Raw genomic sequence first — 25,435 nt, forward strand, 5'->3', positions numbered from 1 at the left:
GGGCCCGCCGGGCGGCCAGGACCGCCGACACACGGGGTAACGGCCGTCAGCGCCGCTCGGGCTGCCGGTCGCGCTTGGCGCCCGTGGGGTCGGCGCGGTCCGGGCGCCGGGGCCTCTCGTCGGCCGCCGGGGCGAAGAGCCAGGCCGCGCGGGGCTCGACCAGCCGGTGGAAGACGGTGCGGGTCCAGCCCAGTGAGAGCGCGACCGAGACCGCGATGCAGAACACGATCATCAGCACGAGGGCGAGCGTGCTCTCCGTCCGCGAGAGGATCCCGGACTCCCGCAGCGGATAGAGGACGAAGCTGTGGAGGAGGTAGACGTACATCGTCGACTGCCCCCAGGCGGTGAGCGGGGTGCGGCGGCGGGGCACCAGCGCGAAGAGCGCGAGCGAGAGCACGACCGCTCCGGCCATCAGGGCCAGCCGAACCAGCCCGGCCCACCACTGGGTCTCGCCGAGGGCGTCGTAGGGACGGTCGTAGAAGAACCAGTAGCGCAGGTCCGCTGCGCGGAACGCCTCGATGTTGACGGTCATGACGACCGCCGTGACCGCGAAGAGGACGACGGCGAGGATCCGGGCGAGGAGCACCCGCGACGGCGGCTGGTCGAGCCAGCGCTCGACGGCGGAGCGGCCGCCGGGGGAGAAGCCGCGCAGCCGCCAGCCGAACACGAAGAACGGCAGGATCCCGATCGCGCGCGCGAGCGAGAAGGTCGAGTCGATGTTGTCGTAGTAGCTGACCCCGACCGCGAGCACCACGCTGATCAGGAGCGGCCAGCGCAGCAGCGCCAGGTAGGGGAGGACGAGGCGGAAGATGCCCAGCGCGAGCAGGAACCACAGCGTCCAGCTCGGCTTCGTCGGGTTGAACTCCTGCTTCCCCTCGACCAGGAACTGCACCAGGGTCCAGATCGTCTCCATGATCAGGTAGGGCAGGAGGATGTCGGTCAGCACCCGCCGCATCGCGCGCCCGCTCGGGGCGCCGCTCTTCGAGAAGTAGCCCGAGATGATCGCGAACGCCGGCATGTGGAAGGCGTAGATCGTCAGGTAGACGATGAGCGAGGTGTCGGAGTTGGCCGTCAGCCGCTGGACGCCGTGCCCGATCACGACGAGGGTCACGCAGACGAAGCGCGCGTTGTCCCAGAGGGGAACGCGGCGCTTCGGGGTGACGGCTGTCCCGGCGGTCGCGGGAACCGGGTCGGCGGGCGGCACGCGGCCAGACTAGCGTTGGGCTGCGACGACGGAGTCGAGGGTGTCCGAGGCTTGACGGAAGGAAACGGGCGTGGATCGACGCGTTGTCGTGACAGGAGCGAGTTCAGGGATCGGGGCGGCCACGGTCCGCCTGTTCCGCGACCACGGCTGGGAGGTCGTCGCCGTCGCGCGCCGGCGCGACCGGCTGGAGGCGCTCGCCGCCGAGACCGGCGCCGGGTACTTCGCCGCCGACCTCACCGACGCCGCCCAGGTCGACGCTCTGCGCGACCACCTCTCCTCCTCCGGGCCCGTGCACGCCCTCGTGAACAACGCGGGCGGCGCGCTCGGACTCGACTCGGTCGAGAGGTCCGACCCCGAGGACTGGCGCCGCATGTTCGAGATCAACGTGCTCTCGGTGAAGCTCGTGACCAGCGCGCTGCTCCCGCTGCTGCGCGCCGGGATCCGGGGGAGCGGCACCTCCGCGGACATCGTGACGGTCACCTCGATCGCCGGCCACGTCGCCTACGAGGGCGGAGGCGGGTACAACGCCGCCAAGCACGCCGCGCACGCGCTGGTCGCCGTGCTGCGGCTCGAGCTGGCCGGCGAGCCGATCCGAGTGATCGAGATCGCGCCGGGGATGGTGCACACGGACGAATTCTCGCTGGTCCGCTTCGGCGGCGACCGGGAGCGCGCCGACGCGGTCTACGCCGAGGTCCCCGACCCGCTGGTCGCGGAGGACGTCGCCGCCGCGATCGTCTCCTCGGTGGAGCTCCCCGCCCACGTCAACCTCGACCTGGTGACCATCAAGCCGGTCGCGCAGGCGGCCCCGCACAAGGTCGCGAAGGGACCCCTGGCCCCGCGCGCCTGACCGATGTGACGCGGAGGCCCGCGACGGCCTAGCCTGTCCCTCATGGTTTCCGACGCCGACGACTCCGCCGCCCTCCTCGCCGCCACGGAGAAGGAGGTGCTCGGCTGGCTCGAGTTCGGCGACGCCGCTCGGCACCTGGCCGACGACGTGGTCGCGTCGGGCTACCGGCCGGAGCTGGTCGTCGCCATCGCGCGCGGCGGTCTGCTCCTCGCGGGCGCCGTGGCCTACGCGCTCGGCATCAAGAGCTGCGGGGCGCTGAACGTCGAGTTCTACACCGGCGTCGAGGCGCGCCTGGCGGAGCCCGTGGTGCTGCCGCCGCTGCTCGACGAGGCGTCCGTGCGCGGCAAGCGCATCCTCCTGGTCGACGATGTCTCCGACTCCGGCCACACCCTCGCCCTCTCGGTGAAGCTCATCCGCGCGATGGGTGCCGAGGTGCGCACCGTGACCCTCTACACGAAGCCGCGCACGGTGCTCGAGCCCGATTTCTTCTGGCGCCGCACCCCGCGCTGGATCGTCTTCCCCTGGTCGGCTCTGCCCCCGGTGGACGGAGCCCTCGCCGAGGACGACGAGTGAGCGTCCACCTGATCGGCGGCGGAGGCGGCGTCGAGCACGACCAGCAGCTGTACGGGGCGTTCCTCGCGGAGGCGCGCGCCCACGCGGTCGACGCCGGCCGGATCGAGGGCCCGCGCATCGCGATCGTCGTCGTCCACGACGGGCTCGGCCCCGAGGCCTATGCCGGCTACGCGGCACTGCTCGCGACGGTCGGCCCGCTCGACGCGTTCGCCGTGATGAAGCCGGAGGGCGGCCGGATCGATCCCGCGGTCTTCGACGACGTCGACGGGATCTTCGTCGGCGGAGGGCTGACCCCGGCCTACCGCGACGCGCTCGAGGCCTGCTTCCCGCGGCTGCGCGATCTCGTCTCCTCCGGAGTGCCGTACGCCGGCTACTCGGCGGGAGCCGCCGTCGCGGCCGACCGCGCCCTCGTCGGCGGCCACCGGATCGGCGGCGTCGCCGTCGTCCCGGAGGGCGCGGCGGAGGAGCTCGACGAGGTCACGGTGCTCGAGGGCATCGGTCTCATCGACGTGACGGTCGACGTGCACGCGGCGCAGTGGGGGACCCTCGGCCGCCTGGTCGCGGCCGTCGAGGCGGGCCTGGTCGACGGCGGCGTCGCGCTCGACGAGTCCACCGTGCTGATCGTCGGCACCGGCGCGCTCCGCGTCGGCGGCGCCGGCTCGGTGTGGCGCGTCAGCGGCAGCGACGCCGGAGTCGTCGTCGCGACGCTCGCGGCGGGCTGACCCGGTGGACCTCGCTGAGCTCGCGGCCTCGGGACTGATCGACAGGGGCTGGGCGGAGGCGCTCACCCCCGTCGCCGGGGACATCGCCGCGATGGGCGACTTCCTCCGCGGCGAGGTCGCGGCCGGCCGGCCCTACCTCCCCGCGGGCCGCGACGTGCTCCGCGCCTTCGCCGCACCCCTCGCGGACGTGCGCGTCCTCATCGTCGGACAGGACCCGTACCCGACGCCCGGGCACCCGATCGGGCTGTCCTTCGCGGTCGAGCGCCACGTGCGCCCGCTGCCGAGGAGCCTGCAGAACATCCACCGCGAGCTCCGGGACGACCTCGGCGTCGAGCCGCCCGAGCACGGCGACCTCAGCGGCTGGACCTCGAGCGGCGTGATGCTGCTCAACCGGGTCCTCACCGTCGCCCCCGGCTCTCCCGCCTCGCACCGCGGGAAGGGCTGGGAGGCGGTCACCGAGCACGCGATCCGCACGCTGGCCGCCCGGGACGCGCCTCTCGTCGCGATCCTCTGGGGCCGCGACGCCGCGTCGCTCCGCCCGATGCTGGGGGAGGCCGGAGTGATCGAGAGCGCGCACCCCAGCCCGCTGTCGGCCTCGCGCGGCTTCTTCGGCTCCCGGCCGTTCAGCCGCGCCAACGCCCTCCTGGAGGAGCGCGGCGCGGAGCCGGTGGACTGGAGCGCTCTCGCGTGACCGGGCGCTCGCCCGCGGGGCGGCTACGCTGGCCCGGATCGATGGGCGGAGCCGAAGGAGAGCCGGATGCTTGAGGAAGAGTACGAGAGCCGGCGCGTCCTGCCGCCGCACCTGCGGAAGGCGCCGCCTCCCGAGCCCGGCTTCTCGTTCGAGATCCGAGACGCCCGCGACGCCGACCTCCCGGACATCCGCGAGATCTACAACCACTACGTGCGCAACACGGTGGTGACCTTCGACGAGGACGACTCGACGCTGAAGGAGTGGCGCACGAAGTTCTCCCGCAACCAGAAGCTCGGGCTGCCCTTCATCGTGGCCGTCTCGCCGTCGGGCCAGATCCTCGGCTACGCGATGGTGTCGCCGTGGTCCTCCAAGCGGGCGTACCGCTTCACCGTGGAGAACTCGATCTACCTGCGGGCGGCCTCGACCGGCAAGGGCCTCGGCCGGGCGCTGATGGCCGAGCTCCTCGAGCGCGCGAAGGCCGTGGGGATCCGTCAGATCATGGCCGTCATCGCCGACAAGGGCGCGGAGGCGTCGCTGGCGATGCACGCGCAGTTCGGATTCGTCGAGGTCGGCCGGATGGGCCGCGTCGGCTTCAAGTTCGAGCGCTGGCTCAGCACCGTCCTGCTGCAGAAGACCCTCAAGTAGGGCCGACCCGCCCCTGCGAATGCGCCTCATCGACAGGTGCCGGGGAGCGCGCCGTCCCTACACTGGACGGCATGGAATGGCTCGTCCCGCTCATCGTCGTCGTCGCGCTCGTCGTCATCCTCGGGGTCTACCTCTGGGCGACGTACAACTCGCTGGTCACCCTCAACGTCCGCGTGGACGAGGCGTGGAGCGACATCACCGTCCAGCTGAAGCGCCGCGCGGATCTGATCCCCAACGTGATCGACTCCGTGAAGGGCTACGCCTCGCACGAGCGCCAGGTCTTCGAGTCGGTGACGCAGGCTCGCGCCGAGACGCTGCAGGCCCAGGGCCCGGCGGAGGCGTCGGTCGCCGAGGACCACATGCAGAGCGCTCTGAAGTCGATCTTCGCGGTCGCGGAGGCGTACCCCCAGCTGCAGGCGAGCCAGAACTTCCTCCAGCTGCAGGGCGAGCTGGTCGACACCGAGGACAAGATCCAGTCGGCCCGGCGCTTCTACAACGGCGGCGTGCGCGAGATGAACACCAAGGTGAAGGTCTTCCCGAACACGCTCTTCTCGCGTCGGCTCGGCTTCTCGGAGCGCGAGTTCTTCGAGGTCGGCGATCTCGCCGCGATCTCGGAGCCCCCGCGCGTCCAGTTCTAGGCAGCCGCCGTGTACAGCGCGATCGCCCGCAACAAGCGCAACACGGTCCTGATCCTCGTCCTGTTCCTGGCGATCATCGGCGGCCTGGGCGCCCTGGCGGCAGCGGTCTACCGCAGCACGGCGATCGTCGTGGTGGTGCTCGTGATCGCCGCCGCTTACGCGTTCTTCCAGTACTTCTTCGCCGCTCGCCAGGCGGTCGCGCTCAGCGGCGGCGTGGCGGTGGAGAAGGCGGACGAGCCGAGGCTGTACCGCATCGTCGAGAACCTCTCGATCGCGACGGGCACGCCGATGCCGAAGGTGTACCTGATCGACGACCCGGCGCCGAACGCGTTCGCGACCGGCCGTGATCCCGAGCACGCCGTCGTCGCCGCGACGACCGGCCTGCTCGCGATCATGGACGACGCCGAGCTGGAGGGCGTGATGGCCCACGAGCTGGGCCACGTCCGCAACTACGACATCCGCGTCTCGATGATCGTCTTCGGTCTCGTCGTCGCGGTGGGCTTCCTCTCGGACGCCTTCCTCCGCCTGGCCTTCTTCGGGCGGGGCGGCAACGGCAACGGCGGGGGCAACCCGGCACTCCTGGTGGTCGGGCTGGTGTCGATGGTCCTCGCGCCGATCGTCGCCTCGGTCGTGCAGCTCTCGATCTCCCGTCAGCGCGAGTACCTCGCCGATGCGACCAGCGCACTGACGACCCGTCACCCCGACGCCCTCGCCCGCGCCCTGCTGAAGCTCGAGTCCGCGGGCCGGCCGATGCAGCGGCAGAACAGCTCGATGGCGCACCTCTGGATCGCCGACCCGTCGAAGCCGGGAGTGGTCGCGCGCCTCTTCGCCACCCACCCGCCGATCGCGGACCGCGTCGCCCGCCTCTCTGAGATGGGCTCGCGCTTCTAGCAGGCCGATCCGGCCGACGCCCCGTCGACGATCGCCGCCCCGCACCGCCTCCCGCTTCGGCCAGAGTTGCGCCCGTCACCGTGCCGGACGGGACCTCATCCGGTCGGAGCCGCGAGCGGACCGCCGTCGACGGTCGTCAGGTACTCGGCGAAGACCGGCGCCGGGTCGATGCCGCTCGCGGCCGCGTCGACCAGCGCCCGCCGGACCAGGGCGAGGACGACGGTGGCCAGGACGGCCGCCCGGTGCGGGGACGTGCGGCCGAGCCCCATCCGCTCCGCGAGGAACGGCGTCAGCGCCTCCTCGCCGTCGTGCAGCGACTGCGCCCAGACGGCGCGCATCGCCGAGGTCTCGGTGAGCAGGGGGATCAGCCGGAGGGTGCGGTCGAGCTGGGGACCGGAGGCCGCCGCGGCGAAGGCGTGGCCGAGCGCCGCGTTCAGCGGCTCGGCGGCCGGGCGCTCGAGCAAGGCGCGTCCCATCGCGGCGATCGCGGCGGCGAGCACCGGGCGCACGCAGTCCTCCTTCCCGCCGAGGTACCGGTGGAAGGTCCGGAGGGAGACGCCGGCCGCGTGGGCGAGCTCGCCCGTGCCGACCCCGACGACGCTTCCGCGCTCGAGCAGACGGGCGACGCAGCGCTCCGAGAGCGCCAGCGCCAGGACGCCGCCGGGCCCGCTCACGCGATCCTCCGCAGTGCTGCGGCGAGGGCGGCCGCGAGGTCGCCGCGACCGACGACCTCGACGACGTCGAGGCCCTGCCAGGCCGCCGCCTCGACCAGCAGTGCGGCGAGCCGCTCCGGCGTGTCGGCCGGGGCCCCCGGCTCGAGCCAGGCGGCCTGCACGAGGAGGACCCGGCGCTTGCGCTCGCTCTTGAGGTCGACCCGGGCAGCGATCACGTCGTCGAGGAGCACGGGGAGGACGTAGTAGCCGTGGACCCGCTGCTCGGCCGGGGTGTAGATCTCGATCCGGTAGTGGAAGCCGAAGAACAGCTCGGCTCTCGGCCGGTGCCAGACCACGGGGTCGAACGGCGAGAGGAGCGCGTCCGCCCGGAGCGTGCGGGGGCGTCGGGCATCGACGTGCCGCCAGAGCGGCACGAGTCGCCCGCCCCGCTCCCAGCCGCGCACCTCGACGCGCTCGAGCTCGCCCGCCTCGACCAGCTCGTCGATCGCGACGCGCGTGGGGGACTGGAGCAGCCGGTGGTAATCGGCCAGGTCGCCGAGGGTGCCGATCCCATGGGCCCGGGCCGCCCGGCGCACGAGCTCGCGGACGGCGTCGGGGAGGGGCACGTCGGCATCGAGCACCGCGCTCGGGAGGAGCCGCTCGGCGAGACCGTAGGAGCGCTCGAAGCGCGTGCGCCCCGCCGTCACCACCTCGCCCCAGCGGAACAGGACCTCGAGGCCGCGCTTGATGTCGGACCAGCCCCACCAGGGGCCCGTGCGGACGTTGGCCTCGTGCTCGATCTCGGAGGCGCGGAGGGGACCGTCGGCGAGCGCGGCGCGGAGCCAGTCGAGGGTGGCGCGGTTCTCGTGGGCCCAGCCCTCGTGCTCGGGCAGGCGGACCCGGCGGTAGTGCTCCATCCGCCAGCGGTAGAGCGGGAGGTCCTCGCGGCGGACGAGGGCGGCCTCGTGGGCCCAGTACTCGACGTAGGGGCCGTCGGGGGAGAAGGCCGCGGCGTCGAGGAGGGAGCGATCGTACGGGCCGAGCCGCGCGAGCAGCGGCAGGTAGTGGCTCCGCTCGAAGACGTTCACCGAGTCGAGCTGGAGCGGGCGGATCCGGTCCACGGCGGCGCGCACCCGGCGCGCGTCGACCCGGGAGGGACGGGGGACGCCGAACCCCTGCGCCGCCAGGGCGATGCGGCGCGCGAGCGCGGGGGAGAGCTGCTCGGTCATGGTCCGCCCACGCTAGCGAACGCCCCCGACATCGCCGTCCCCGATTCGGCCCCCGGCGTTCGCCCGGCATTCACCGCCGCGCTCCCTCGCCGTCTCGCGGCGCTCCTACCGTTCCCGAGGCCGTCCCACCGGGGCGGCCCACCCGACTCCTGGAGGACCCTTGACCATTCAGCGCCTGTCGCGCACCGCCGCGGTCGCCGCCGCCGGCACCGCCCTCGTCTTCACGCTCTCGGCCTGCTCCGGCGGCGCCACCGCCTCGTCCGACGGCGGCGGCGCGGACGCGGCGTCCGCCACATCCGCCGCGGACCTCGGCGGGCTGGACGCCCTGGTCGAGGCGGCGAAGGCCGAGGGCGAGCTCAACGTCATCGCCCTGCCCGACACCTGGGCGAACTACGGCGAGCTGATCAGCGGCTTCGAGGACGAGTACGGCATCACCGTGAACTCCGCCGACCCCGACGTCTCCTCCGCGGAGGAGATCAGCACGGCGGAGAACCTCGCCGGGCAGGACACCGCTCCCGACGTGTTCGACCTGGGGCCGGCCGTCGCTCTGGCGAACACGGACATGTTCGCGCCGTACAAGGTCGAGTCCTGGGACGACATCCCCGAGGGGAACAAGGAGGAGTCGGGCCTCTGGGTCAACGACTACACCGGCCTGATGTCGATCGGGTTCGACGCGGCCGCGGTGCCTGCGCCCGCGTCGCTCGAGGACCTCCTCGGCGCCGACTACCGCGGCTCGGTCGCGATCAACGGCGACCCGACCCAGGCGGGAGCCGCCGCGGCCGCAGTGCAGCTCGCGGCTCTCCAGTCCGGCGGCTCCGCCGACGACGTCCAGGCGGGGATCGACTTCTTCGAGAGGCTGAACGACGCCGGCAACTTCCTGCCGCTGGACCCGACCGACGCCACCATCGCCTCGGGCGAGACCCCGGTCGTCTTCGACTGGAGCTACAACAACCTCGCCGCCGGGAAGGCGAACGACGGCACCCGCGAGTGGACGACGACCGTCCTCCCGGGCTCCGCCGTCGGCAGCTACTACAACCAGGCGGTCAACGCCGACGCTCCGCACCCCGCGGCCGCGCGGCTCTGGCAGGAGTACCTCTACTCCGACGCCGCGCAGAACCTCTACCTCGCCGCCGGCGCCTACCCGGTGCGCCTGGCCGCGATGACCGAGGCCGGCACGGTCGACCAGGACGCGCTCGACGCCGTCGGCGCCGCTCCCTCCGACCTCGTCCAGTTCACGGAGGAGCAGACCGAGGCGGCCTCGTCGCTCCTCGCCGAGAAGTGGGCCGCGGCGATCCAGTGACCACCGCTCCCGCCGAGGCCGTCTCCGGGGCGTCCGCGCTCCGGGGACGGCGCGGCACCCCGGCCGTGCTGGGCGTCGCCCCCTTCGCGCTCTACGTCCTGCTGTTCCTGGCCGTCCCCACGGTCCTCGCGGTGGCGACCGGATTCACGGACGGAGACGGCCGCTTCACCACGGCGAACGTGCTGGCGCTCGGGGATCCCGTCGTGCTGTCCGCCTTCGGCGCGTCGCTCGGGCTCTCGGCCGTGACCGCCGTCGTCGGCGCGGTGCTGGGCGCGGTCGTGTGCCTGGCCCTGCTCGGCTCCGATCCGCGCGGGGCGCTCCGGACCGTCGTCGATGCGGCGGCGAGCGTCCTCGCGCAGTTCGGCGGTGTGATGCTCGCGTTCGCCTTCATCGCGACGATCGGCGTGCAGGGGCTGGTGACCACCCTCCTCGCGGGAGCGGGCGTCGACCTCTACGCCGACGGCGTGTGGCTCTACCAGCTTCCCGGGCTCGTCCTGCCCTACCTCTACTTCCAGGTGCCCCTGATGGTGCTCACGTTCCTGCCCGCGCTCGAGGGTCTGCGCCCGGAGTGGGCCGAGGCGAACGCGGTGCTCGGCGGGGGCCGGCTCGGCTACTGGCTGCACGTCGCCCTCCCGGTGCTGGCGCCGTCGTTCCTCGGCTGCGTGCTGCTGCTGTTCGCGAACGCGTTCTCCTCCTTCGCCACCGCGGCGGCGCTGATCAGCCAGGGCGCGCAGATCGTCCCGCTGCAGATCCGCGCCGCGCTGGTCAGCGAGACGGTGCTGGGCCGTGAGAACCTCGCGGGCGCCCTCGCGCTCGGGATGCTCGCGGTGATGGTGGTCCTGATGTCCGGGTACGTGCTGCTGCAGCGCCGGGCCCGGCGGTGGCAGCGATGAGGCCCGCGCGGCTCCTGTCCGGGGCGGTGCTCGTGATCACCGGGCTGGTGTTCGCCGTTCCGATCGTCGCGATGGCGGAGTTCACGCTCCGCGGCGCCGGCGGCCACGACCTCTCGCACTGGACGGCGATCCTCGACCCGGAGAACGAGCGCGCCTACCGCTCGCTGTTCCAGGGGATCGGAAACTCGCTGGTCCTCGCCGTCGTCACCGCCCTCATCGTCCTGGTCCTGCTGGTGCCGACGATGCTGCTCGTCGAGATCCGGCTCCCGCGCCTGCGCCGGGCTCTGGAGCTGGTCTGCCTGCTCCCGCTGACCGTGCCCGCCATCGTCCTCGTCGTCGGCCTCGCGCCGGTCTACTCCGTGGTCACCAGGCTCGCCGGCTCCGCGCCGTGGACGCTCGCTCTCGCCTACGGGGTGCTGGTCCTGCCCTACGCCTACCGCGCCGTGGCGGCGGACCTCGCCGGTCTCGACACCGTGACGCTCTCGGAGGCGGCCCGCTCGCTCGGCGCGGGCCCGCTCGCGGTGCTCGGGAGGGTCCTCCTGCCGAACCTGCGCCGGGGCCTGGTCGCGGCCGCGCTGATCACCGTCGCAGTCGTTCTCGGCGAGTACACGATCGCCTCGCTCCTCAGCCGCACCACCCTCCAGACCGGCCTGGTGCAGGTGTCGAAGTCCGACGCCTACGTCGCCGTGATCTTCTCGCTGCTCTCGCTCCTCTTCGCCTTCGCCCTCCTGCTCGGGATCGGCCGCCTCGCGCGGATCGGCCTGCCGACGGGCCGGGCGCGCTCCTCGAAAGGCTCCTCGTGACCGCTCCCACCCTCCCCGGCGCCCGCGTGCGCTTCGTCGACGTGGAGCGGCACTACGGCTCCGCGCGAGCGCTCGACGGCGTCTCGTTCGACGTGGCCCCGGGCGAGTTCATCGCGCTGCTCGGCCCCTCCGGCTGCGGCAAGACCACAGCCCTGCGCGCCCTCAGCGGTCTCGAGCGGATCGACGCGGGGCGGATCCTCGTCGACGAGGAGGACGTCGCCCACGTCCCCGTCGCGAAGCGCGACATGGGCATGGTCTTCCAGTCGTACTCGCTCTTCCCGCACCTGCGGGCGCGCGAGAACGTCGAGTTCGGGTTGCGCACCCGGAGAGTCGGGGCGCGCGAGCGCCGAGCGGCCGCGGGGGAGGCGCTGGAGGTCGTGGGCCTCGGCGCCCTCGGCGACCGCTACGCGCACGAGCTCTCCGGCGGCCAGCAGCAGCGGGTGGCGCTCGCGCGCGCCCTCGTCACGCGGCCGCGGGTGCTGCTGCTGGACGAGCCCCTGTCGGCACTGGACGCGAAGGTCCGCGTCCAGCTGCGCGACGAGATCAAGCGCCTGCAGTCCGAGATCGGCATCACCACGTTCTTCGTCACGCACGACCAGGAGGAGGCGCTCGCCGTCGCCGACCGCGTCGCGGTGATGAACGCCGGGCGGATCGAGCAGCTGGGTGCACCGGAGGACCTCTACGCGCGCCCGGCGACCGCCTTCACGGCCCGCTTCGTCGGCCTCTCGACGGTGGTCGCGGGGACGGTCTCGTCGGGATCGGTCCTCGCGCTCGGCGTGCGCCTGCCGCTCGTCGACGCGGCGGCAGCGGACGGGCCCGTGTCGGTGTTCCTCCGCCCCGAGGACCTCGCCGTCGTGGCCGACGGTGCTCCCGACTCCCTGCCCGGAGTCGTCCTCGCCTCGAGCTTCCTGGGGCCGGTGCGGCGCTCGACCGTCCGGCTGTCGACGGGTGAGGAGGTCACCGTCCAGCACGCGTCGGGGCATCGCCTCGAGCCGGGGGAGCGGGTCGGCGTGCTGCCCGCGCGGCGCCCGGTGGCGGTCGGTCCGGCACCGGAGCAGGCGGCGGTCGGCGCCGCCGCATGAGCACTCCCCGGGGATACCGCGCGGGGTATGCGCCGGGGCCTAGTCTGGACAGATGAGACTCGGCAGGTCCCGCCGCACCTCCGGCCCGCGCGCCGTCCAGCCCGCCGCGCCCGTCGCCCCGGCCGCCCCCTCCCGGCCCGCTCCCGTCGCCGATTCGGCGTTCGTGAGCGACGGGATGCGCATCGCCGGCGCCTGGGCCTGGCGCGTCCTCGTCGTGGTCGCGGCGCTCGCGGTGCTGGTGCTGCTCGTCATCGAGCTGCGGCTGATCGTCATCCCGCTCCTGCTCGCGATCGTGATCGCCGCCCTCCTGGTGCCGTTCTCGAGTTTCCTCCAGCGCCACCGCTGGCCCAAGTGGGCGGCCGTCGTCCTGGCGGAGCTGGGGATCGTCGTGGTGATCGGCGGGCTCCTCTTCCTCGTCGTCACCCAGGTCTACTCCGGCTTCGACGATCTCAGCCGGCAGACGGTGCAGTCCTACGACGACTTCAAGGCCTTCCTCCTCGAGTCGCCGCTCCACCTCACCGAGACCGACATCAACCAGTACGCGCAGCAGGCGCTCACGGCCCTGCAGCAGGACTCGGGGATGCTGGTCAGCGGCGCGCTCAGCGTCGGCTCGACCGTCGGCCACCTGCTGACGGGCGTGCTGCTCACCCTCTTCTCGACGCTGTTCATCCTCATCGACGGGCCGAACATCTGGAGCTGGGTCGTCCGCCTCTTCCCGCGCCGCGCCCGCGGAGCCGTCGACGGCGCCGGTCGCGCAGGGTGGGTGACGCTGACCAACTTCGTGAAGGTGCAGATCCTGGTCGCCTTCGTCGACGCGGTCGGCATCGGCCTCGGCTCCTTCCTCCTCGGCGTCCCGCTGGCCATCCCGATCGGCGTGCTCGTCTTCCTCGGCTCCTTCGTGCCGGTCATCGGGGCCGTGGTGACGGGGGCGCTGGCCGTCTTCATCGCGCTGGTCTACAACGGACCGCTGATCGCGCTCTTCCTGCTGATCGTCGTCCTCGCGGTGCAGCAGCTCGAGGGCCACATCCTCCAGCCGCTGATCATGGGGTCGGCGGTCAAGGTCCACCCGCTGGCCGTCGTGCTCGCGGTGGCCGGAGGCTCGATCATCGGCGGCATCGCCGGCGCCTTCTTCGCGGTGCCCGTCGTGGCCACGCTCAACGTCATGGTCAAGTACGTCGCGAGCGGAGCCTGGCGCTCGCCGACCCGAACCCCCGAGAGAGTTGCCGCAGAGCATGCAGACTAGCCGCGTCGTCGGACCCGCCCTCCACGAGTTCGAGGCGGCCCGCGCCGTCCTCGCCCCCGTCATCGCCGCCACCCCCATGGAGACGAGCACCTTCCTCGCGCAGGTCCTCGGCTCGCCCGTATTCCTCAAGTGCGAGAACCTCCAGCGCACCGGCTCCTACAAGATCCGCGGAGCGGTGTTCCGGATGTCGCGGCTCACCCCGGAGGAGCGGGCCCGCGGAGTCGTGGCGGCCTCGGCCGGCAACCATGCGCAGGGCGTCGCCTATGCGGCGCGGGAGCTGGGGATCAAGGCCACGATCTTCATGCCGATCGGCGTCGCGCTGCCCAAGCTCGCGGCCACCCGCGACTACGGCGCGGACGTGGTGCTGAGCGGCCACATCTTCAACGAGGCGCTCGCGGCGGCGGCGGAGTTCGCCGAGCGCACCGGCGCGGTCTTCGTTCCTCCCTACGACCACCCCGACGTGATCACCGGCCAGGGGACGGTCGGCCTCGAGATCCTCGAGCAGGCCCCCGCCGTCGAGACCATCGTGGTGCCCATCGGCGGAGGCGGCCTCATCGCCGGGGTCGCATCGGCGGCCAAGCAGAAGGCGGCCGAGGAGGGGCGCACGCTCCGCGTCATCGGCGTGCAGGCGGCCAACGCGGCGCCGTACCCCCTCTCGCTCGCGAGCGGCGAGCCGACCGCGATCACGATCTCTCCGACGATCGCCGACGGCATCGCCGTGGCGAAGCCGGGGCAGCTGAACTTCGCGATCGTCCGCGAGATGGTGGACGAGGTCGTCACCGTCGAGGACGACGACATCGCCCGGGCCCTGCTGGTGCTGCTGGAGCGGGCGAAGCTCGTGGTGGAGCCCGCGGGCGCGGTGGGCATCGCGGCGATCCTGACGGGGAAGATCCGCGACGCCGGAGCGACCGCGGTCATCCTGTCGGGCGGCAACATCGATCCGCTGATGATGGAGCGGGTGATCAGCCGGGGCCTGGCCGCGTCGGAGCGCTACCTCAAGATGAGCATCGGGCTGCCGGATCGTCCGGGGCAGCTGTCGCGCATCGCGGAGCTCATCTCCGAGGCGAACGCGAACGTGGTCGAGGTGCTGCACACCCGGCACGGCCGGGGCCTGCAGATCAGCGAGGTCGAGATCGAGATCAGCGTCGAGACCCGCGGCCCCGAGCACGCCGACCGCGTCATCCAGGTCCTCACCGACGCCGGCTACGCCCCCCGCATCTCCCGCAACTGACCGCTCGAGGGCGCCGCGGTGTTCTCCGCAGAGCGGAGGACGAAGCCGGTACCGGCGATCTCGCGCCCTCGCCGTCGCCGCGAAGCCGGCGCGGCGCTCCCGTTCGGAGAGGGCTGATCGCGCGTCGCGGCGCTCTCCGCAAGGCGGAGGAGGAAGCGGTACCGGCGGTATCGCGCCCTACGCTGTCGCCGCGAAGCCGGCGCCCCCCCGTCTGGAGAGGGCTGATCGTGCGTCGCGGCGTTCTCCGCAAGGCGGAGGAGGAAGCGGTACCGGCGGTATCGCGCCCGACGCTGTCGCCGCGAAGCCGGCGCCCCGCTCCCGTTCAGAGAGGGCTGATCGTGCGTCGCGGCGTTCTCCGCAAGGCGGAGGAGGAAGCGATACCGGCGGTATCGCGTCCGACGCTGTCGCCGCGAAGCCGGCGTCCCGCTCCCGTTTAGAGAGGGCTGATCGTGCGTCGCGGCGTTCTCCGCAAGGCGGAGGAGGAAGCGATACCGGCGGTATCGCGCCCGACGACAACGCCGCGGAGAGCGCCGCGACGTGCGATCAGTGGCCGGACCAGGTCTCGACGTTGGCGACGCGGACCTCGATCTCCCGCCCGTTGGGTGCCGTGAAGCGGGCGGTGTCGCCGACGTTCAGGCCCATGATCGCCGATCCGAGGGGGCTCTGGGGGCTGTAGACGTCGAGGTCGCTCTCGCCGGCCATCTCGCGGTTGCCGAGGAGGAAGCGGGACTCGTCGCCGGCGATCTCGGCGGTGATGATGGTGCCGGCCTCGACGACTCCGTGGCTCTCGGGGGGCGTGCCGATCTCGGCTTCGCGGAGGAGGGAGGTCAGCTGGCGGATGCGGGCCTCGATCTTGCCCTGCTCGTCCTTCGCGGCGTGGTAGCCGCCGTTCTCCTTCAGGTCGCCCTCCTCGCGGGCGACCTCGATGCGCTTGGCGATCTCCTCGCGTCCGTTGGTGGACAGCTCGGTGAGCTCCGCCTCGAGGCGGTCGTACGACTCCTGGGTCATCCAGGTCACCTGTGACTGGTCGGCCATGGTGGGCTCCTGCTCTGCGGGCCGCGCTCGCGGCGCCCGGCAGCACCGTGCGGAGGTGTCCGCGTCCGGCGGTGGGGACGGCCGGCGTCAGGCGGCGGTGGGAATGGCGAGGCCCCGACGAATCCGTCAGGGCTTCGGGCAAGCCTACGGGAGCCAGCAGGAGGAGATCAAACCTGTGTTCGCGAGCTCGGTGGTGCGGACCGTCTCCGTGTAGGAGCGGAAGCGCTCCGTCGAGGCGGGGTACTCCACGACCAGCCAGCCGACCACGGCGGACTGCTCGTTGAGGGCCTGGACCGCGCAGGCGACCTCGCGGCCGACGGGCGCGGTGAGGTCGAAGGAGACGGTGACGGTGCGGTCGTCCACGACCTGGTGCGCGGTGTCCTGGACGTCCACCCCGCCGCGTGCTCCGTCGAGTCCGGCCCAGACGACCCAGGCGGCGAACACGGCGACGAAGGCGAGCGCGACGCCGCCGAAGAGCCAGCGGTTGCCGCGGCGGGTGCGCGTCGTGCGGCCGTAGCGGGTGGCGAGGGGTCCGGCGGCGCGGACGGCGTCCGGATCGAGCGCGGGCGCGGCGGCTCCCTCGACGCTCTCGGACGTGCGGGCGGCCACGGAACTCCCTGGGTGATGCGTCTACTCTGGACGGGTGGCGCGCGTCCTCCGCGGACGGGAGCGCCGATCCCATTAAACCCCGAGGAATCGAGCGATCGTGTCCCAGGCCGTCGAGGTCTCCGTCGATTCGGAGGTGCGGGACACTCCGCGCCTCCTCGCCGTGCACGCCCATCCTGACGACGAGTCGAGCAAGGGCGCGGCGACGCTGGCCGCCTACGCCTCGCGGGGCGCCGAGGTCATGGTCGTCTCCTGCACCGGAGGCGAGGCCGGCTCCGTGCTGAACGAGGGCCTCGAGGCCCGCGCGCACGCCGAGCGCGACATCGGCGGCCTCCGCCGGTACGAGATGGCGGCCGCTCGCGAGGCGCTCGGCGTCGAGCACGCCTGGCTCGGCTTCGTCGACTCCGGCATGCCCGAGGACGGGAAGGTCGACGCCGCCTCGTTCGCGGGCCTGCCGCTCGCCACGGCCGCCGCTCCGCTCGTGCGCCTGGTCCGCCGGTTCCGGCCGCACGTGATCATCAGCTACGACGAGAACGGCGGCTACCCGCACCCCGACCACATCCGCGCCCACCAGGTCGCCGTCGAGGCGTACCGCGCGGCGGGCCTCGCCGAGGAGTACCGGGGCACGGGCGCTCCGTGGTCGATCTCGAAGCTGTACTACGACCGCGTCTTCAGCGGCCAGAAGCTGCGGGCGATCGCCGAGCACCTGCGCTCGATCGACCCGGAGGACCCGCGCCTGTCGGTCTTCGAGGAGATGAAGCGCTGGAACGAGGACACCCCGTACCTCGCGACCACGCGGGTCGTGATCTCCGGCTTCCACGATCGGCGCGATGCGGCCCTGCTCGCCCACGCCAGCCAGGTCGCTCCGGACAACGCCTTCTTCTTCCTCCCGCACGAGGCGATCGACGCCGCCTGGCCGACCGACGACTTCCAGCTCGTCGAGAGCCGGGTCGACGCGCCGACGCCCGAGACGGATCTCTTCGCCGGTCTCGACCTGGCCGAGCTCGCCTCGGGCCCGACCGCGGTCGTCCCGCCGATCGCTCCCGACCCCGAGCCCTCGGGGGACGCCCCGGTGTCCCCGGAGCCCGACGGCTCCGGCGTCGTCGTCGCCGACGAGGTGCGCGCGTGATCGCCGGGCTGCTCGAGGGCGCCCAGCGCGCCGTCGTCCTCGCCTCCACGACGGTGCCGACCCCCGGCCCCGAGTTCAACGAGGACACGGTCACGCCGGGCCTCTTCGGCTTCATCACGATGCTCGTGATCGCTCTGGCCGCCGTCCTCCTCGCGCTCGACATGGTCCGGCGCGTGCGGCGCACCACCTACACCGCCCAGGTGAAGGAGCGGCTCGACGCCGAGGAGGCGGAGCGCAGCGAGGGCTGAGCCCGGCCCGCACCGGTGGGCCCGGGTCCCGCTAGGCGTTGTAGGAGGGGTGGAGCGAGACGATCAGCGCCGCCGTCCAGTGGCAGAGGAACGCCACGGCCGTGAGCGCGTGGAAGATCTCGTGGAAGCCGAAGACGCCCGGGACCGGGTTGGGCTTCTTGATCCCGTAGATCACGGCGCCCGCGGAGTAGCAGAGCCCGCCGACGAGGACGAGCACCATCATCGTCGCGCTGGCCTCGAAGAGCGGTCCGAGGTACATCACGGCCGCCCAGCCCAGCAGCAGGTAGAGCGGCACGTACAGCCAGCGCGGCGCCCCGATCCAGAAGACGCGGAAGCCGATCCCGAGCAGCGCCCCCGCCCAGACCAGGACCAGCAGGAGCGTGCCCTGCGCGGGCGGCAGGGCGAGCACGGCCAGCGGCGTGTAGGTGCCGGCGATCAGCAGGAAGATGTTGGCGTGGTCGATCCGCTTGAGGATCATCTTCGTCCGCGGCTTCCAGTCGAAGCGGTGGTACAGAGCGGAGTTCCCGAAGAGCAGGAGCGACGTGGTCGCGAACACCGCGGCCGCCCACTTCGCCGCGGTCCCCTCCGCGACCACGATCAGCACCACTCCGGCGACGATCGCGAGCGGGAAGAGGCCGGCGTGGATCCAGCCGCGCCAGGTGGGCCGGACCTCCGCCGAGGAGTCGTGCTCGATCGCGTCCTCGACGAGGGGGAGGGCGGGCAGGTCCGGGCCGTCCGCTCCGACGGCGTCTCCGCCGCGGACGGTGCGGGCGCGGGGATCGGACGGGGGAGGCGTCGGCCGCTGGCTCATGCCGGACAGACTACGACGCCGTCCCGGGCCGACGCCGAGCGCCGCCGGGCTTCGAGGAGCGCCCCGGGTCGACTACCGTATCACTGTGCCGAAGCCGAGACTGCCTGTGGGAAGGGACCTCCTCTACGGCGTCTACAAGAAGCGCCTCCGCTCGAGCCTTCCCCCCGACTCCCTGCCGAACCACGTCGCGATGATCATCGACGGCAACCGGCGCTGGGCGCGGCAGCGGGCCCTCGAGACCGCCGCGCACGGCCACCGGGCCGGAGCCGCCAAGGTGCACGAGTTCCTGCAGTGGTGCGACGAGCTCGGTGTGCGCCACGTCACCCTCTACCTGCTCTCGCAGGACAACCTCGTCGGCCGCGACAGCAGCGAGCTGACCGAGCTGATCGCGATCATCGCCGACCTCGCCGAGGAGGTCTCCCAGCAGCCCGACTGGCGCGTGCAGCACGTCGGCTCCGACGAGGGCCTCCCGCCCTCGCTCGTGGCCGCGCTCGACACGGCGGAGGCGCGCACCGCCTCCCACACGGGCCTGCACGTCAATCTCGCGGTCGGCTACGGCGGGCGGCACGAGATCGCCCAGGCCGTGCGGAGCATCCTGGAGGAGCACGGCAAGCGCGGCTCCTCCATCGAGGACGTCGCGGGCCTGCTGACGCCGGAGCTCATCGGCGAGCACCTGTACACCAGCGGGCAGCCCGACCCCGATCTGGTCATCCGCACCTCGGGGGAGCAGCGCCTCTCCGACTTCATGCTCTGGCAGAGCGCGCACAGCGAGTTCTACTTCATGGAGGCGCTCGGCCCCGACATCCGCGAGGTCGACTTCCTCCGCGCGCTCCGCGACTACGCCGGACGGCACCGCCGCTTCGGCAGCTGACCTCGCGGCTCCTGCCGCACCACCGACCGGAAGGGCCGGCATGAGCTCGAACGAGGCCACCTCCACCACGACCGAGGACTACCTCGCCGGTTTCGGCGAGGAGACCGGGTACCTCGACTTCGGCCGGGTGGGCCCGCTCTCGGCGACCGTCGCCGCCGAGCAGGAGGCGGCCGTCGAGCTGCTGGTGCGCGCGCGCAGCGGCACCCTCGACGAGCTGTTCCGGCAGGACGAGCGCGTCCGGGAGGCGGCGGCGGCGCTCGTGCGCGTCCCCGCCGACCGCGTCGTCTTCCAGCCCAACACCTCGACCGGCCTCCTGCACGCGCTGTTCGGCGCCTCGGGCGCGGTGCTGCTGTCGGCCGCGGAGTTCCCGAGCCTGCCGTTCGCGGCGGTGCGCTCGGCGCAGGCTCTCGGCTCGGTGGAGCCCCGCTGGCTGCGGACCGAGCAGGGACGGGTGACGCCGGAGGCGGTCCGCGAGCAGCTCACGGACGACGTGACGACCGTCGCGGTGAGCCTGGTCGACTCCCGGACGGGCTACCTCGCGGACGTCGCGGCGATCCGGGACGTGATCGGCGACCGGATGCTCGTCCTCGACGCGATCCAGGGCTTCGGCGTCGTCGACGCGCCCTACGAGCTGGCGGACGTGGTCGTCACCGGCGGCCAGAAGTGGCTCCGCGCCGGCTGGGGGACGGGCTTCCTCGCGCTCAGCGAGCGGGCGCTGTCGCGGCTGACCCCGGTGCTCTCCGGCTGGACGGGATCGGAGCAGGCGGAGCCGTGGGACGAGGTGGCTCCGCCGCGCGGCGACGCCCGCGCCTTCAGCATCAGCAACCCGGACCCGATCGCCCAGGCCCGGCTCGCGTCGGCGCTGGAGGAGGTCGCCGCGGTCGGGCAGTCGGCGATCGCCGCGCTCGTGGCGGAGCGGGTCAGCGCGATCGTCGACCTCGCGGACGAGTTCGGACTGGCGGTCGTGGGCTCCCGCGGCGAGCACGAGCGCGCCGGCATCGTGGTCGTCGAGCCGGAGCCGGAGGAGCTGGCCCCGCTGGCGGCCTCCCTCGCCGCGCACGGCGTCACCGCGCGCCTGCGTCCGAGCACCGTCCGCTTCAGCGCGCACGCCGGCACCACCGACGCGACCCTCGCGCTGCTCCGCGCCGCCCTGATCTCGTCGGCCACGAGCATCGACTACTAGGCCGGATTCCGCGCGTTCACACACTGGTTACACATTCGTAGCGGTGAGAAGCACACGGATGTCATTCGCCGGGTTAGGTTCGAGTCATCAGGTACAGCGCCTGGTCGAGACGGCCACAGAAGTACGGCTCGACATCGCGCAGACGCCGAAGGGACACTGCGCGGTGCACGACACGCACCGATGAGACCGGCTCGAGGACATGAGCCGGGGGCTCCGGCCCCTGGAGTGTGGAGAGTCGTCGTGACAGTTCCCCAGGGCATGGATCCGCAGACCGGGACGCAGGGCGGCGTCCACCGCCGTGTCCAGCACGGCTCCTCGGATCCGGCCGATCAGCTCCTCCGCACCTACGTCCTGGACACCTCGGTGCTGCTGTCGGATCCGTCCTCGATGTTCCGGTTCGCGGAGCACGCCGTCGTGCTGCCGATCGTCGTCATCAGCGAGCTCGAGGGCAAGCGCAACGATCCCGAGATCGGCTACTTCGCCCGGCAGGCCCTGCGCCGCCTCGACGAGCTGCGCGTGCAGCACGAGCGCCTCGACTTCCCCATCGCCGTCGGCCGCGGCGGCACGCTCCGCGTCGAGCTCAACCACTCGAACATGTCGGTGCTGCCGAGCGGGCTCCAGATGGGCGACAACGACGCGAGGATCCTCGCCGTCGCGCTCAACCTGCAGAGCGAGGGCGCCGTGGTCACCGTCGTGTCCAAGGACATGCCGATGCGCGTGAAGGCCGCCTCCATCGGCCTCGCCGCGGAGGAGTACCTGGCCGAGCAGGCCCCCGAGTCCGGTTGGACCGGCATGGACGACGTGACGCTCGGCGGCGACGCGATGAGCGAGCTCTACGACCGCGAGCGGCTCTTCACGGACGTCGTGGCCGACATCCCGGTCAACACCGGACTCGTCGTCCACTCCGACCGCGGCTCCGCTCTCGCGAGGGTCACCGGCAAGCGGCAGATCACGCTGGTCCGCGGCGACAAGGACGTGTTCGGCCTGCACGGGCGGTCGGCGGAGCAGCGGCTCGCGATCGACCTGCTGCTCGACCCGGAGGTCGGCATCGTCTCGCTCGGCGGCCGGGCCGGCACCGGCAAGTCGGCGCTGGCGCTCTGCGCGGGCCTGGAGGCGGTGCTGGAGAAGCGCCAGCACAAGAAGATCATGGTCTTCCGGCCGCTCTACGCGGTGGGCGGCCAGGACCTCGGCTTCCTGCCCGGCGACGCGGCCGAGAAGATGAACCCCTGGGCGCAGGCGGTCTTCGACACGCTCGGGGCGCTGGTGTCGCAGAACGTGCTCGACGAGGTGATCGAGCGCGGGATGCTCGAGGTGCTGCCGCTCACGCACATCCGCGGGCGCTCGCTGCACGACGCGTTCGTGATCGTCGACGAGGCGCAGTCGCTGGAGCGGAACGTCCTGCTCACGGTGCTCTCGCGCGTCGGGCAGAACTCCCGGGTGGTGCTGACCCACGACGTGGCGCAGCGCGACAACCTCCGGGTCGGCCGGCACGACGGGGTCGCCTCCGTGATCGAGACGCTGAAGGGCCACCCGCTGTTCGCGCACGTCACGCTGACCCGCTCCGAGCGCTCGGCGATCGCCGCTCTGGTCACCGAGATGCTGGAGTCGAACGAGCTCGCCTGACGGGCTCGCTGTGCGTCCGGTCCGTGGGATCCGAGGATCCCCGGGCCGGGCGCGTCCCTGCAGGGCACCGGGGCGTAGCGTGGACGGGTGAGCATCCTCGACGACGCGCTCCTCGAGCGCTTCCGCACCCGCGCGGCCGACTACGACGAGCGCAACGCGTTCTGCGCGGACGACCTGGAGGAGCTGCGCTCGATCGGGTACCTGGCGCTGCTCGTCCCCGAGGAGCTCGGCGGTGCCGGCCTCGGCCTGGAGCAGGCGGCCGCCGAGCAGACGCGCCTCGCGACGGCCGCGCCCGCGACCGCGCTCGCCGTCAACATGCACCTGGTCTGGACCGGGATCGCGCGACTCCTGCTCGAGCGGGGCGACGACTCCCTCCGCTCGGTCCTCGTCGACGCCGCGACGGGTCACGTCTTCGCCTTCGGCAACAGCGAGGCGGGCAACGACCTGGTGCTCTCGGATTCGCTGACGCGGGCGGAGCCGCTCGGGGACGGCGGCTACCGCTTCACCGGCACGAAGGTCTTCACCTCTCTCGCGCCCGCCTGGACGCGGCTCGGCGTGTTCGGCCGCGACGACAGCGGGTCGGAGCCGCGGCTCGTGCACGGCTTCGTGCACCGTGAGCGCCCTGACTCGCCGGTCGCCGGGCTCGAGGTCCGCGACGACTGGGACACGCTCGGCATGCGGGCGACCCAGAGCCGCACGACGGTGCTCGACGGCGTCGTCGTCCCGGCCGAGCGGATGATCCGCTCGCTGCCCGTCGGACCGACCGCCGACACCTTCGTCTTCGCCGTCTTCGCGGCCTTCGAGCTGCTGATCTCCTCGGTCTACCTCGGTGTCGCGCAGCGCGCGCTCGAGCTCGCCGTCGCCTCCGTCCGCCGACGGGCCTCCCTCCGGGCGGGAGGGCGGCCACTGGCGGAGGACCCCGAGGTGCGGCACCGGGTGGCTGAGACCGGGATGCTGCTCGACGGGCTCGAGGCGCCCCTGCGCTCGGCGGCGGCCGACGTGGACGCGCTCGTCGACCGCGGCGCGCGCTGGTTCCCCTCGCTGGTCGGGGTGAAGATCCGCACCACGGAGGGAGCGCTCCGCGTGGTCGAGAGCGCCGTCCGGATCGCGGGCGGCTCGGCGTACCAGCGCCGGTCGGAGCTCGGTCGCCTCTACCGCGACGTGCTCGCCGGGCAGTTCCACCCCTCCGACGACGCATCGGCGCACGGCGCCTGGGCGTCGCTCCTGCTGGGACCGCTGCCGCCGCACGCCTGAGGCCGGGATGGGACCCGCCGCCGCCCGAGCACGCCGGCGGGCCGCCCTGTGGAGAACTCCGACGCCCCGAGGGCGTCGCCCCCTAGTCTCGGCGGACGCTCCGCGGATCTCTGCTCGACCGGGCCGCCCTGCTCCTCGGCGCCCTGGTGCTCCTCCTGATCGGGGCCCCGCACCTCGGTCGGGCGCCCGGCCTCGTCCCGGTGGCGCTCGTGAGCGTGCCGCTGGTGCTGGCGGACGTGCGCGGGCACCGGCTCCCGAACGCGGTCACGCTCCCGCTGCTGGTGGTCGGAGCCGTCCTCGCGCCCACGGCGGGGACGCTTCTCGCCGTCCTCGCGACGGTGCTGTGCCTGGGCGTGCTGCATGCGGCGGGCGGGCTGGGCCTCGGCGACGTGAAGCTCCAGGCGGCCCTCGCACCGCCGCTCGCGGCTCTCGGACCCGAGCAGGTCGTCGCCGCGCCCGCTGTCGGCTTCGCGGTGGCGGGGCTGTGGGTGCTCGTGCTGCGCGCCCGCGGACGGGTCGCGTTCGGACCGTTCCTGCTCACGGGGTTTTGGCTGGTGCTCTGACGGCCCGCCTCCGCGCCGAGCGCAGGGACGGGCCGTCGGAGGGCCGGGCTCAGCCGGGGTGGGTCATCGACATGACGTCGAGGGCGCTGTCGAGCTGCTCCTCCGTCACCTCGCCGCGCTCGACGAAGCCGAGGTCCACGACCGACTCTCGGACGGTGATCCCCTTGGCGACCGAGTTCTTCGCGACCTTGGCGGCGGCCTCGTAGCCGATCACCTTGTTGAGCGGGGTGACGATCGAGGGGGAGGACTCGGCGAGGGCGCGGGCGTGCTCGACGTCGGCCTCGAGGCCGTCGACGGTCTTGTCGGCGAGCAGCACGGCGGAGTTCGCGAGCAGGCGGATCGACTCCAGCAGCGCCGTCCCCATGACGGGGATCGCGACGTTGAGCTCGAAGGCACCCGAGGCGCCGGCCCAGGCGATGGTGGCGTCGTTGCCGATCACGCGCGCGCAGACCATGAGGACGGCCTCCGGGATCACCGGGTTCACCTTGCCGGGCATGATCGAGGATCCGGGCTGGAGGTCGGGGATCCGCAGCTCTCCGAGACCGGTGTTGGGGCCGGAGCCCATCCAGCGGAGGTCGTTGTTGATCTTGGTCAGGCTCACCGCGAGCACGCGCAGCGCTCCGGAGGCCTCGACCAGCGAGTCCCGCGCGCCCTGGGCCTCGAAGTGGTTGCGGGCCTCGGTGACGGGAAGGCCCGTCTCCTCCGCGAGGCGCGCGATGACCTTCTGCGGGAAGCCGGCGGGGGTGTTGATCCCGGTGCCGACCGCGGTGCCGCCGAGCGGGACCTCGGCGACGCGGGGGAGCGCCGACTGCACGCGCTCGATGCCGAGGCGGATCTGCGCGGCGTAGCCGCCGAACTCCTGGCCGAGCGTGACCGGGGTGGCGTCCATCAGGTGAGTGCGGCCGGCCTTGACTACCTCGGCCCACTGCTCCGCCTTGACCTCGAGCGACTCGGCGAGCTGCTCGAGCGAGGGGATCAGCGACTCGATCAGCGCGCCGGTGACGGCGACGTGGACCGAGGTGGGGAACACGTCGTTGGAGGACTGCGAGGCGTTGACGTGGTCGTTCGGGTGCACGGTGCGGCCGAGGGCCGTGGTCGCCAGCGAGCCCAGCACCTCGTTCATGTTCATGTTCGAGGACGTGCCCGAGCCGGTCTGGTAGACGTCGATCGGGAAGTGCGCGTCGTAGCCGCCCCCGACGACGAGGTCGGCCGCGTCGGCGATCGCCGTGGCGATGTCGGCGTCGAGCACGCCCAGCTCGGCGTTGGCCAGCGCTGCCGCCTTCTTGATGCGGGCGAGGGCCGCGATCTGGGCCGGCTCGAGGCCCGCACCGGAGATCGGGAAGTTCTCGACCGCCCGCTGGGTCTGCGCGGCGTAGAGGGCGTCGCGGGGGACCCGCACCTCGCCCATCGTGTCGTGCTCGATGCGGAAGTCGCCGGAGTCGTCGGTCGGGGAGTGATCCACCACGC

27 protein-coding genes are annotated in these 25,435 nt (G+C 72.8%); 20 read left to right on the forward strand and 7 right to left on the reverse strand.

Annotated elements, in window-relative coordinates:
• Positions 1 to 46: 46 nt before the first annotated feature.
• Entirely contained in the window at positions 47 to 1,204 is a 1,158-nt protein-coding gene (locus C5C10_RS08635) for an acyltransferase family protein (protein WP_104329029.1), read from the reverse strand.
• 70 nt (positions 1,205 to 1,274) lie between these two features.
• Here C5C10_RS08635 and C5C10_RS08640 point away from each other — a divergent pair, with 70 nt between their 5' ends.
• The 7 genes from C5C10_RS08640 (at position 1,275) to C5C10_RS08670 (ending at position 6,211) form a co-directional block, all read left to right on the forward strand.
• Positions 1,275 to 2,051, forward strand: coding sequence for an SDR family oxidoreductase (locus C5C10_RS08640; RefSeq protein ID WP_258060501.1), 777 nt, complete (start codon positions 1,275 to 1,277; stop codon positions 2,049 to 2,051).
• Between the two features lie 42 nt (positions 2,052 to 2,093).
• Positions 2,094 to 2,624 carry a phosphoribosyltransferase gene (locus C5C10_RS08645; protein WP_104224441.1) on the forward strand — a complete coding sequence of 177 codons (531 nt, stop codon included), beginning with the start codon at positions 2,094 to 2,096 and terminating at the stop codon, positions 2,622 to 2,624.
• Complete coding sequence (locus C5C10_RS08650; RefSeq protein WP_104224440.1) at positions 2,621 to 3,346, forward strand: peptidase S51; 726 nt, start codon at positions 2,621 to 2,623, stop codon at positions 3,344 to 3,346. The genes C5C10_RS08645 and C5C10_RS08650 overlap by 4 nt, the downstream gene beginning before the upstream one ends.
• Positions 3,347 to 3,350: 4 nt before the next feature.
• On the forward strand, positions 3,351 to 4,037 hold the full coding sequence (locus tag C5C10_RS08655; RefSeq protein WP_104225510.1) for a uracil-DNA glycosylase: 687 nt from the start codon (positions 3,351 to 3,353) through the stop codon (positions 4,035 to 4,037).
• A gap of 66 nt (positions 4,038 to 4,103) precedes the next feature.
• Positions 4,104 to 4,682, forward strand: a complete 579-nt coding sequence (locus C5C10_RS08660; RefSeq protein WP_104224438.1) for a GNAT family N-acetyltransferase — start codon at positions 4,104 to 4,106, stop codon at positions 4,680 to 4,682.
• Positions 4,683 to 4,753: 71 nt separating this feature from the next.
• Entirely contained in the window at positions 4,754 to 5,320 is a 567-nt protein-coding gene (locus tag C5C10_RS08665) for a LemA family protein (RefSeq protein ID WP_104225511.1), read from the forward strand.
• 9 nt (positions 5,321 to 5,329) lie between these two features.
• Complete coding sequence (locus C5C10_RS08670; protein ID WP_104329030.1) at positions 5,330 to 6,211, forward strand: M48 family metallopeptidase; 882 nt, start codon at positions 5,330 to 5,332, stop codon at positions 6,209 to 6,211.
• A 95-nt stretch (positions 6,212 to 6,306) separates the two neighbouring features.
• On the opposite strand, the gene C5C10_RS08675 is transcribed toward C5C10_RS08670, so the two are convergent.
• Entirely contained in the window at positions 6,307 to 6,885 is a 579-nt protein-coding gene (locus C5C10_RS08675; RefSeq protein ID WP_104249527.1) for a TetR/AcrR family transcriptional regulator, read from the reverse strand.
• Positions 6,882 to 8,093: a winged helix-turn-helix domain-containing protein gene (locus C5C10_RS08680; RefSeq protein ID WP_104329031.1), complete on the reverse strand. Its 1,212-nt coding sequence runs from the start codon at positions 8,091 to 8,093 to the stop codon at positions 6,882 to 6,884. The genes C5C10_RS08675 and C5C10_RS08680 overlap by 4 nt, the downstream gene beginning before the upstream one ends.
• A gap of 160 nt (positions 8,094 to 8,253) precedes the next feature.
• Here C5C10_RS08680 and C5C10_RS08685 point away from each other — a divergent pair, with 160 nt between their 5' ends.
• From C5C10_RS08685 to ilvA, 6 genes are read left to right on the forward strand one after another with little or no spacing between them, the layout of a single operon-like run.
• A complete protein-coding gene (locus tag C5C10_RS08685; protein WP_104329032.1) occupies positions 8,254 to 9,393 on the forward strand; it encodes an ABC transporter substrate-binding protein in 1,140 nt (379 codons plus the stop codon).
• Positions 9,390 to 10,286 carry an ABC transporter permease subunit gene (locus tag C5C10_RS08690; RefSeq protein WP_104329043.1) on the forward strand — a complete coding sequence of 299 codons (897 nt, stop codon included), beginning with the start codon at positions 9,390 to 9,392 and terminating at the stop codon, positions 10,284 to 10,286. Before C5C10_RS08685 ends, C5C10_RS08690 begins: the two co-directional genes overlap by 4 nt.
• Positions 10,283 to 11,089: an ABC transporter permease gene (locus C5C10_RS08695; protein WP_104329033.1), complete on the forward strand. Its 807-nt coding sequence runs from the start codon at positions 10,283 to 10,285 to the stop codon at positions 11,087 to 11,089. The genes C5C10_RS08690 and C5C10_RS08695 overlap by 4 nt, the downstream gene beginning before the upstream one ends.
• On the forward strand, positions 11,086 to 12,171 hold the full coding sequence (locus tag C5C10_RS08700) for an ABC transporter ATP-binding protein (RefSeq protein WP_104329034.1): 1,086 nt from the start codon (positions 11,086 to 11,088) through the stop codon (positions 12,169 to 12,171). Before C5C10_RS08695 ends, C5C10_RS08700 begins: the two co-directional genes overlap by 4 nt.
• A 52-nt stretch (positions 12,172 to 12,223) precedes the next feature.
• Positions 12,224 to 13,414, forward strand: a complete 1,191-nt coding sequence (locus tag C5C10_RS08705) for an AI-2E family transporter (RefSeq protein WP_104225517.1) — start codon at positions 12,224 to 12,226, stop codon at positions 13,412 to 13,414.
• Positions 13,404 to 14,645 carry a threonine ammonia-lyase gene (ilvA, locus tag C5C10_RS08710; RefSeq protein WP_104224429.1) on the forward strand — a complete coding sequence of 414 codons (1,242 nt, stop codon included), beginning with the start codon at positions 13,404 to 13,406 and terminating at the stop codon, positions 14,643 to 14,645. The genes C5C10_RS08705 and ilvA overlap by 11 nt, the downstream gene beginning before the upstream one ends.
• A gap of 543 nt (positions 14,646 to 15,188) precedes the next feature.
• Here ilvA and greA read toward each other — a convergent pair.
• On the reverse strand, positions 15,189 to 15,680 hold the full coding sequence (greA, locus tag C5C10_RS08715) for a transcription elongation factor GreA (protein ID WP_104225519.1): 492 nt from the start codon (positions 15,678 to 15,680) through the stop codon (positions 15,189 to 15,191).
• Between the two features lie 144 nt (positions 15,681 to 15,824).
• Complete coding sequence (locus C5C10_RS08720; protein WP_104224427.1) at positions 15,825 to 16,289, reverse strand: DUF4307 domain-containing protein; 465 nt, start codon at positions 16,287 to 16,289, stop codon at positions 15,825 to 15,827.
• A gap of 97 nt (positions 16,290 to 16,386) precedes the next feature.
• Between C5C10_RS08720 and mca the strand changes: the two genes are divergently transcribed.
• Complete coding sequence (gene mca / locus C5C10_RS08725; RefSeq protein ID WP_258060505.1) at positions 16,387 to 17,415, forward strand: mycothiol conjugate amidase Mca; 1,029 nt, start codon at positions 16,387 to 16,389, stop codon at positions 17,413 to 17,415.
• Entirely contained in the window at positions 17,412 to 17,663 is a 252-nt protein-coding gene (locus C5C10_RS08730) for a hypothetical protein (protein WP_244230611.1), read from the forward strand. The genes mca and C5C10_RS08730 overlap by 4 nt, the downstream gene beginning before the upstream one ends.
• 31 nt (positions 17,664 to 17,694) lie before the next feature.
• Here C5C10_RS08730 and C5C10_RS08735 read toward each other — a convergent pair whose 3' ends face one another.
• On the reverse strand, positions 17,695 to 18,474 hold the full coding sequence (locus tag C5C10_RS08735; protein ID WP_104329035.1) for a hemolysin III family protein: 780 nt from the start codon (positions 18,472 to 18,474) through the stop codon (positions 17,695 to 17,697).
• A gap of 106 nt (positions 18,475 to 18,580) precedes the next feature.
• Between C5C10_RS08735 and C5C10_RS08740 the strand changes: the two genes are divergently transcribed.
• From C5C10_RS08740 to C5C10_RS08760, 5 genes are all read left to right on the forward strand, one after another.
• Complete coding sequence (locus C5C10_RS08740) at positions 18,581 to 19,345, forward strand: isoprenyl transferase (protein WP_279630826.1); 765 nt, start codon at positions 18,581 to 18,583, stop codon at positions 19,343 to 19,345.
• A 40-nt stretch (positions 19,346 to 19,385) separates the two neighbouring features.
• Complete coding sequence (locus tag C5C10_RS08745; protein WP_104329036.1) at positions 19,386 to 20,528, forward strand: aminotransferase class V-fold PLP-dependent enzyme; 1,143 nt, start codon at positions 19,386 to 19,388, stop codon at positions 20,526 to 20,528.
• A 258-nt stretch (positions 20,529 to 20,786) separates the two neighbouring features.
• Positions 20,787 to 22,151 (forward strand): PhoH family protein, encoded by a 1,365-nt coding sequence (locus C5C10_RS08750; RefSeq protein WP_104266924.1) that lies wholly within the window; start codon positions 20,787 to 20,789, stop codon positions 22,149 to 22,151.
• An 87-nt stretch (positions 22,152 to 22,238) separates the two neighbouring features.
• Positions 22,239 to 23,405, forward strand: coding sequence for an acyl-CoA dehydrogenase family protein (locus C5C10_RS08755; RefSeq protein WP_104329037.1), 1,167 nt, complete (start codon positions 22,239 to 22,241; stop codon positions 23,403 to 23,405).
• Between the two features lie 146 nt (positions 23,406 to 23,551).
• Positions 23,552 to 23,968: a prepilin peptidase gene (locus tag C5C10_RS08760; RefSeq protein WP_181073428.1), complete on the forward strand. Its 417-nt coding sequence runs from the start codon at positions 23,552 to 23,554 to the stop codon at positions 23,966 to 23,968.
• 49 nt (positions 23,969 to 24,017) lie between these two features.
• On the opposite strand, the gene C5C10_RS08765 is transcribed toward C5C10_RS08760, so the two are convergent.
• Positions 24,018 to 25,433, reverse strand: a complete 1,416-nt coding sequence (locus C5C10_RS08765; protein WP_104224420.1) for an aspartate ammonia-lyase — start codon at positions 25,431 to 25,433, stop codon at positions 24,018 to 24,020.
• Positions 25,434 to 25,435: the final 2 nt, after the last annotated feature.

It is taken from the genome of Rathayibacter sp. AY1A3 (assembly GCF_002930975.1).
In the GTDB taxonomy this organism is placed as follows: Bacteria; Actinomycetota; Actinomycetes; order Actinomycetales; family Microbacteriaceae; genus Rathayibacter.